4 protein-coding genes and 1 pseudogene are annotated in these 8076 nt (G+C 71.6%); 2 read left to right on the top strand and 3 right to left on the bottom strand.

Features of this window, described 5'->3' with window-relative positions:
- The 3 genes and pseudogenes from DQW85_RS31565 to gltB all read right to left on the bottom strand — a co-directional run.
- Nucleotides 1-242, bottom strand: a pseudogene (locus tag DQW85_RS31565) (peptidase S8 and S53 subtilisin kexin sedolisin); the annotation flags it as partial.
- 286 nt (nucleotides 243-528) lie between these two features.
- Complete coding sequence (locus DQW85_RS31560; protein ID WP_113703444.1) at nucleotides 529-2007, bottom strand: glutamate synthase subunit beta; 1479 nt, start codon at nucleotides 2005-2007, stop codon at nucleotides 529-531.
- Between the two features lie 14 nt (nucleotides 2008-2021).
- Complete coding sequence (gltB, locus tag DQW85_RS31555; protein WP_113703443.1) at nucleotides 2022-6530, bottom strand: glutamate synthase large subunit; 4509 nt, start codon at nucleotides 6528-6530, stop codon at nucleotides 2022-2024.
- Between the two features lie 320 nt (nucleotides 6531-6850).
- Between gltB and DQW85_RS31550 the strand changes: the two genes are divergently transcribed.
- Both DQW85_RS31550 and DQW85_RS31545 read left to right on the top strand, forming a co-directional pair.
- Nucleotides 6851-7405 carry an ABC transporter ATP-binding protein gene (locus tag DQW85_RS31550; protein WP_162795535.1) on the top strand — a complete coding sequence of 185 codons (555 nt, stop codon included), beginning with the start codon at nucleotides 6851-6853 and terminating at the stop codon, nucleotides 7403-7405.
- Nucleotides 7405-8076, top strand: a 672-nt coding sequence (locus tag DQW85_RS31545) for a YhgE/Pip domain-containing protein (RefSeq protein WP_205315558.1), incomplete at its 3' end; no start/stop codon positions are given. The genes DQW85_RS31550 and DQW85_RS31545, both read left to right, overlap by 1 nt.

Below are 8076 nucleotides of genomic sequence, written 5' to 3'. Positions count from 1 at the left end.
GCGAGGACGTAGCCGAGCCGGGTGTCGGCGCCGACGGCGGTGCCGCCCGCGCGGCCGATGGCGGCGAGGGCGTCTCGCCGCGCGCCGTCGGCGTAGAAGACGAGGTACTCGGCCGCGGGAGCGGAGCCGGGCGCGCCAGTGGATGTGCCAGTGGATGTGCCCGTGGATGCGCCGGCGGGTGCGCCGGTGGCCAGTGCGGCTGCCGTGGTCAGTGCCGTCAGGCCGGACGCGACTCGCCGCATTGGTCCCCCATCTACCCGCCCCGTGCGCAGGATGTGTATCTTCCCGGCAGTAATCCCCGGATGCAACTTAAGCACGAAATATCAGCACTCTGGCACATAAAGGCCATTACGCACCCGTAACGCGCCCCCTGCCGGGGCAGACGTCCTTCCCCGGCGCACCCGCTGCTCTACGCGGAGGCCCCGCCTCCCGGCGTACCGGCCACACGACGCGAGGAGCGCCCGTCCGGAACCGGCCGGACGGGCGCTCACGCGGCAGGCAGCCCGCGCCGGGCGCGGGCATCCCGCGTCAGACGAGCGGGCGCGCGGTGGGCAGGATCGGGTACGGCAGGGCCGTCTCCCCCGTCAGGTAGCGGTCGACGCCGGAGGCGGCGGCGCGCCCCTCGGCGATCGCCCAGACGATCAGCGACTGCCCGCGCCCCATGTCGCCCGCCACGAAGACGCCGTCCACCTTCGACATGTACGTCTTATCGCGCGAGACGTTGCCCCGGGCGTCGTAGAAGCCGTCGCCGCCGAGCTCGGCCAGGTCCTGGAGCAGGGCGCCCTTCTCCGGGCCGAGGAAGCCCATCGAGAGCGTGACCAGCTCGGCCGGGATCTCCCGCTCGGTGCCGGGGACCGGCTTGAAGCCGTTCTGCGGCCCGTCGACCTCGACCAGCCGCAGGGCGCGCACCCTGCCGGCCTCGTCGCCGACGAACTCCGTCGTGGAGACCGCGTAGACCCGGTCGCCGCCGCCGTCCTCCAGCTCCTCGTGCGCGCTCTCCATCTTGAACAGGATGGGGAACGTCGGCCACGGCTGGCTGCCGGGCCGCGAGGCCGGCGGCCGGGGCATGATCTCCAGCTGGGTGACCGACGCGGCGCCCTGCCGGATGGCGGTGCCGATGCAGTCGGCGCCGGTGTCGCCGCCGCCGATCACCACCACGTGCTTGCCCTCGGCCGAGATCGGCGACTCCGCGAGGTCGCCCTCCTGCACCTGGTTGGACAGCGGGAGGTACTCCATCGCCTGGTGGACGCCGTCCAGCTCGCGCCCGGGAACGGGCAGGTCGCGCCACTGGGTGGCGCCGCCGGACAGCACCACGGCGTCGAACTGCTCGCGCAGCCGCGCGGCGGTGATGTCGACGCCGACGTTCACGCCGGTGCGGAACTCCGTGCCCTCGGCCCGCATCTGGGCCAGGCGGCGGTCGATGTGCCGCTTCTCCATCTTGAACTCGGGAATGCCGTAGCGCAGCAGGCCGCCGATGCGGTCGGCGCGCTCGAACACCACCACGTCGTGGCCGGCCCTGGTGAGCTGCTGGGCGGCGGCCAGCCCGGCGGGGCCGGACCCGACCACCGCGACGCGCTTGCCCGTCTTGCGGGCGGGCGGCTCCGGGGTGACCCAGCCCTCGGCGAACGCGCGGTCGATGATCTCGACCTCGACCCGCTTGATCGCCACGGGGTCGGAGTTGATGCCGAGCACGCACGCCGCCTCGCACGGGGCGGGGCAGAGCCTGCCGGTGAACTCCGGGAAGTTGTTCGTGGCGTGCAGCCGCTCGATCGCCTCGCGCCAGTCGGTGCGGTAGACGAGGTCGTTCCACTCGGGGATGAGGTTTCCGAGCGGGCAGCCGTTGTGGCAGAACGGGATGCCGCAGTCCATGCAGCGGGCGGCCTGCTCGGTCAGCTTCTGACGCGGGAAGTCCTGGTAGACCTCCTGCCAGTCGCCGATGCGCACGTCCACGGGCCGGCGCGCCGGCAGCTCCCGGCCGTAGGTGAGAAACCCCTTGGGGTCAGCCATCGGTTACGCCTCCCTTAACCCTGTACGGCGGCTGCCATGACCGCCTCGTCGATGTCGCGGCCCTCGATGCGGGCGGCCTCGGCCGCCTCCAGGACGCGCTTGTAGTCGGTGGGCATGATCTTGCCGAACCGGCCGAGCGCGGCGTGCCAGTCGGCGAGCAGTTCCTTGGCCACCGGGGAGCCGGTCTCGGCGAAGTGCTTCTCGACCGTCTCGCGCAGGAACTCGCCGTCCTGCTCGTCGAGCTCCTCGATGGCGACCATCTCGCGGTTGACCCGATCGGCCCTGGGGTCGAGCAGGTAGGCGACGCCGCCGGACATGCCGGCCGCGAAGTTGCGCCCGGTCGGGCCGAGCACGACGGCCCTGCCTCCGGTCATGTACTCGCAGCCGTGGTCGCCGACGCCCTCGACGACCGCGGTGGCGCCGGAGTTGCGCACGCAGAAGCGCTCGCCGACGACGCCGCGGACGAACACCTCGCCGGAGGTCGCGCCGTAGAGTGCGACGTTGCCGGCGATGATGTGCCCGTCGAGCGGGGCCTCGTCGTACGGCCGGACCGTGATGCGCCCGCCCGACAGGCCCTTGCCGAGGTAGTCGTTGGCGTCGCCGGTCAGCCGCAGCGTGAGGCCGCGCGGGATGAACGCGCCGAACGAGTTTCCGGCCGAGCCGGTGAACGAGATGTCGATCGTGTTGTCGGGCAGGCCGGCTCCGCCGTAGCGCTTGGTCACCTGGTGGCCGAGCATGGTGCCGACCGTGCGGTTGACGTTGCGGATGGGCAGCTCCAGCGTGACGGGGGTGCCCTCGTTGAGCGCGCCCTCGGCGAGCTGGATGAGCGTGTTGTCCAGGGCGTGCCCGAGCCCGTGGTCCTGCTCGGCGACGCGCCGCAGCGGGGTGCTCTCCGGCAGCTCCGGCTTGTGCAGGATGGGCGCCAGGTCGAGGCCGCCGGCCTTCCAGTGGTTCTCGGCGGCCGTGGTGTCGAGCAGCTCGACGTGCCCGATCGCCTCGTCGAGCGAGCGGAAGCCCAGCTCGGCCAGGTACTCGCGGATCTCCTCGGCGACGAACTCGAAGAAGTTGACCACGAACTCGGGCTTTCCGGTGAAGCGCTTGCGCAGCTCGGGGTTCTGCGTGGCGACGCCCACCGGGCAGGTGTCGAGGTGGCAGACCCGCATCATCACGCAGCCGGACACGACCAGCGGAGCGGTGGCGAAGCCGTACTCCTCGGCGCCCAGCAGCGCGGCGATGATCACGTCGCGGCCGGTCTTGAGCTGGCCGTCGACCTGCACGACGATGCGGTCGCGCAGGCCGTTGAGCAGCAGCGTCTGCTGGGTCTCGGCCAGGCCGAGCTCCCAGGGCGCGCCCGCGTGCTTGAGGCTCGTCAGGGGGGACGCCCCGGTGCCGCCGTCGTGACCGGAGATGAGCACCACGTCGGCGTGGGCCTTGGACACGCCGGCCGCGACCGTGCCGACCCCGACCTCGGCGACGAGCTTGACGTGCACGCGCGCCTGCGGGTTGGAGTTCTTCAGGTCGTGGATGAGCTGCGCCAGGTCCTCGATCGAGTAGATGTCGTGGTGCGGCGGCGGCGAGATGAGGCCGACGCCGGGCGTGGAGTGCCGGGTCTTGGCGATCCACGGGTAGACCTTGTGGCCGGGGAGCTGGCCGCCCTCGCCGGGCTTGGCGCCCTGGGCCATCTTGATCTGCAGGTCGTCGGCGTTGACCAGGTATTCGCTGGTGACGCCGAACCGGCCGGAGGCCACCTGCTTGATGGCGCTGCGCCGCTCGGGGTCGTAGAGGCGCTCCGGGTCCTCGCCGCCCTCGCCGGTGTTGGACTTGCCGCCCAGCCGGTTCATCGCGATGGCGAGCGTCTCGTGCGCCTCGATCGAGATCGAGCCGTACGACATGGCGCCGGTGGAGAAGCGCTTGACGATCTCGGAGACCGGCTCGACCTCGTCGATCGGGACGGGGGTCCGGCCAGTCCTGAGCTTGAACAGCCCGCGCAGCGTCATGAGCCGCTCGGCCTGGGAGTCCACCATGGAGGTGTACTCCTTGAAGATCTCGTAGCGGCGCGTCCTCGTGGCGTGCTGCAGCTTGAAGACGGTCTCCGGGTTGAACAGGTGGGGCTCGCCCTCGCGCCGCCACTGGTATTCGCCGCCGACCTGGAGCCTGCGGTGCGCGTTGGGCACCGGCGGGTAGGCGTGGCGGTGCCGCTCGGCGGTCTCGCGGGCGAGCACGTCGAAGCCGACGCCGCCGAGGCGCGAGGTGGTGCCGGTGAAGCAGGAGTCGATGACCTCCTGGCTCAGGCCGAGTGCCTCGAAGATCTGCGCGCCGGTGTAGGAGGCCACGGTCGACACGCCCATCTTGGACATGACCTTGATGACGCCCTTGCCGTACGCCTTGATCAGGTTGCGGACGGCCTTGCGCTTGTCGAGCTGGAGCACGCCGGTGTCGACGAGGTCCTCGACGGTCTCGATCGCGAGGTAGGGGTTGACCGCGCCCGCGCCGTAGCCGATGAGCAGCGCCATGTGGTGGCACTCGCGGGCCTCGCCGGTCTCGATGACCAGGCCGATCTTGGTGCGGGTCTTCTCCTGGATCAGGTGGTGGTGCACCGCTCCCGTGAGCAGCAGCGACGGGATCGGCGCCAGCTCCTCCGACGAGCCGCGGTCGGACAGCACGATGATGCGCGCGCCGTCGGCGATGGCCTGCGAGACCTCGGCGCGGACCTCCTCCAGGCGGTGCAGCAGCGCCTCGCCGCCGCCGGAGACCTGGTAGAGGCCGGAGACCACGTGGGGGTGGAACCCCGGCAGGTCGTGCTCGTCGTTGATGTGGATGATCTTCGCGAGCTCGTCGTTGTCGATCACCGGGTACGGCAGGACGAGCTGCCTGCATGACGTGGGGCCGGGGTCGAGCAGGTTGCCCTCGGGCCCGAGCACGCTGGCCAGCGAGGTCACCAGCTCCTCGCGGATGGCGTCCAGCGGCGGGTTGGTGACCTGCGCGAACAGCTGCGTGAAGTAGTCGAACAGCAGCCTGGGCTTCTCGCTCAGCACCGCGACGGGCGTGTCGGTGCCCATGGAGCCGATCGGCTCGGCGCCGGCCTTCGCCATCGGCGACAGGATGATCCGCAGCTCTTCCTCGGTGTAGCCGAAGGTCTGCTGGCGCTTGACGAGCGCCTCGTGCGTCGGGATCTCCCGCTGCCGCGCGGGCAGCTCCTCGAAGCGCACCAGCCCGGCGTGCAGCCAGTCCTCGTACGGCAGCGCGGCGGCGAGCTCGGCCTTGATCTGGTCGTCCTCGATGATCCTGCCGCGGGCGGTGTCGATGAGGAACATCCGGCCGGGCTGCAGGCGCCCCTTGCGCACCACGTCGCCGGGCGCGAAGTCGAGCACGCCGGCCTCGGAGGCCAGCACGACCAGGCCGTCGGCGGTCACCCAGAACCGGCCGGGGCGCAGGCCGTTGCGGTCGAGCACGGCGCCGGCCAGCGTGCCGTCGGTGAACGTGATCGACGCCGGGCCGTCCCAGGCCTCCATCATCGACGAGTGGAACTCGTAGAAGGCGCGGCGCGCCGGGTCCATCCCCGTGTGGTTCTCCCACGCCTCCGGGATCATCATGAGCACGGCGTGCGGCAGGCTCCGGCCGCCGAGGTGCAGCAGCTCCAGGACCTCGTCGAAGGAGGCGGTGTCGCTGCCGTCGGGGTCGCAGATCGGGAAGAGCCGCGCGAGGTCGCCCGGGATCAGGTCGGAGGCGAGCATCGCCTCGCGGGCGCGCATCCAGTTGCGGTTGCCCTTGACGGTGTTGATCTCGCCGTTGTGCGCCACGTAGCGGTAGGGGTGGGCGAGCGGCCAGCTCGGGAAGGTGTTGGTCGAGAAGCGCGAGTGCACCAGCGCGATCGCGGTCTCGAAGCGCTCGTCGGACAGGTCGGGGAAGAACGGCTCGACCTGGTCGGGCGTGAGCATGCCCTTGTAGACGATCGTGCGCGAGCTCAGCGAGGGGAAGTAGACGTCCGCCTCGTGCTCGGCCCGCTTGCGCAGGCAGAAGGCCAGCCGGTCGAGCTCCAGCCCGGACACCCCGTCGGGGCCGGCGACGAACAGCTGCGCGAAGTGCGGCATGACGGCACGGGCGCTGGGGCCCGGCAGTGCCCGGTCGACCGGCACCTCGCGCCAGCCGAGCACGGTGAGGCCCTCCTCCGCGGCGATCTCCTCGATCAGCCGCGTGGCGATCGCCCGCGCCTCGCCGTCGGCCGGCAGGAAGGCGATGCCGGCGGCGTACCGCCCGGCGGCGGGCAGGCCGAAGTCCGCGCTCGCGCGCAGGAAGGCGTCGGGGATCTGCGTAAGGATCCCGGCTCCGTCGCCGGTGTCCGGCTCGCTACCCTTGGCCCCCCGGTGATCAAGGTTGAGCAACGCCGTCAGCGCCTTCACCACGATCCCGTGCCCTCGGCGGCCCGCGACGTCGGCGACCATGGCGACACCGCAGGCATCGTGCTCGTTGGCGGGGTGGTAGAGGCCCTGGGGCTCGGGGAACCCGAGGTGGGCAGCAGGCATTGAATCCCTCCCGTCGTCATCGTCTGTGCAGAACTGCTCAACAGGCGGGGACGACGTTGGCCCTGCTGCATGTTGTGGGTAGAGGTTACCGTACCCACTAGGAATGGTGCCCGCTCTGTCCGTATTGCGAACATTTGCGCTGTCCCGACATGCGGACCCTCCTGTCCCGAACACCGGAACCGCGGCCGGAATTCCCACGGCCCCGGCCCGGTCCTGAGCGGACTCCGCCCACCCCCTTGCGCCCCCTCCCCCGCACGGCGACTGACTCTGATGCGCTACCTTTTGCACTGACTGGTCAGTGCAAGAAAGGAGGGCCGCAGATGATCGTCGCGAAGGGCCTGTCGCTGGAGGGGGTCTACCGGGACGTCTCGTTCGAGGCCAGCCCCGGCACGCTGACCGTGGTCGCCGGTCCGGCCGGCAGCGGGCGGACGAGCCTGCTCCTCACGCTGGCCGGGCGGATGAAGCCCACCGGGGGCACACTCACCGTGGCCGGGCACACCTGGCGACGAGCCGTCCGCGGGGTCACCGCCCTCGCACTGGTCGACGGGGTCACCGACCTCGACAGGTCCCTCACGGTCATGGAGCACCTGCGCGAGCGCAGGCGCGTGCCGTACCAGGGGGCGCTGGAGAAGGCGGGGCTGGACGCCGACGAGCGCACCCTCGTCCGCGAGCTGGACCGCGAGCGGCAGGTACGGCTCGGCATCGCGCTGGCGCTGCTGGACACTCCCAAGGTGGTCGTCGCCGACAACGTCGACCTGGGGCTGCCGCCCGAACGGCAGCAGGCGCTCTGGACCCTGCTGGGCGGGCTGGGCCGGACCGTCGTCGCCTCGTGCGTGCACCCGCCCTCCCGCTACGACCACCTCGTGGAGCTGTGATGAGAGGAATGCTGCGGTCGAGGCTGCCCAGGCTGGCGCTGGCGGCCGTCGTCGTGCTGCCGCTGCTGTACGCCGGGCTGTACCTGTGGTCGTTCTGGGACCCCCAGGGCAACCTGGACCGGGTGCCCGTCGCACTGGTCATGGAGGACAGGCCCGCGACCGCCGGCGGCAAGGAGCTGCACGCGGGCCAGGACCTGGCGCGCGAGCTGCGCGAGCGCCACGTCTTCAACTGGCACGACGCGACGGCCCAGGAGGCAGCCGACGGCGTCGGGGACGGCAGCTACTACCTGGCGCTCACCGTGCCCGCCGACTTCAGCGCCCGCCTGGCCTCACCCTCCGACGACGCCGCCACGCCCACGCCCGCCCGGCTCGGGCTGCGCGTGGACACCGGCCGCAGCTACATCGTCGGCGGCATCTCGGAGGCGGTGTTCAACGAGGTGCGGGCCGCGGCCGAGCGCACGGCCATCCACGGCTACTTCGACCGGGTGTTCATCTCGATCGGCGACATCCACGACAAGACCAGCGACGCCGCCGACGGGGCGGGCAAGCTGCACGAGGGCGCGGTCCGCGCGGGCGACGGCGTCGCCAAGCTGGCCACCGGGCTCGGCACCGCGGAGAGCGGCGCGCAGCGGCTGTCGGCCGGCCTGGACACCGCGAACAGCGCCACCGCG

The organism is Nonomuraea lactucae (assembly GCF_003313395.1).
In the GTDB taxonomy this organism is placed as follows: domain Bacteria; phylum Actinomycetota; class Actinomycetes; order Streptosporangiales; family Streptosporangiaceae; genus Nonomuraea; species Nonomuraea lactucae.
The sequence above is the reverse complement of the archived record's forward strand: the minus strand, read 5'-3'. Positions and strand labels throughout refer to the sequence as shown.

Coding starts and splice junctions, on each gene's coding strand:
- DQW85_RS31560 (WP_113703444.1), bottom strand. CDS start 2,007: ATGGCTGACCCCAAGGGGTTTCTCACCTACGGCCGGGAGCTGCCGGCG.
- gltB (WP_113703443.1), bottom strand. CDS start 6,530: ATGCCTGCTGCCCACCTCGGGTTCCCCGAGCCCCAGGGCCTCTACCAC.
- DQW85_RS31550 (WP_162795535.1), top strand. CDS start 6,851: ATGATCGTCGCGAAGGGCCTGTCGCTGGAGGGGGTCTACCGGGACGTC.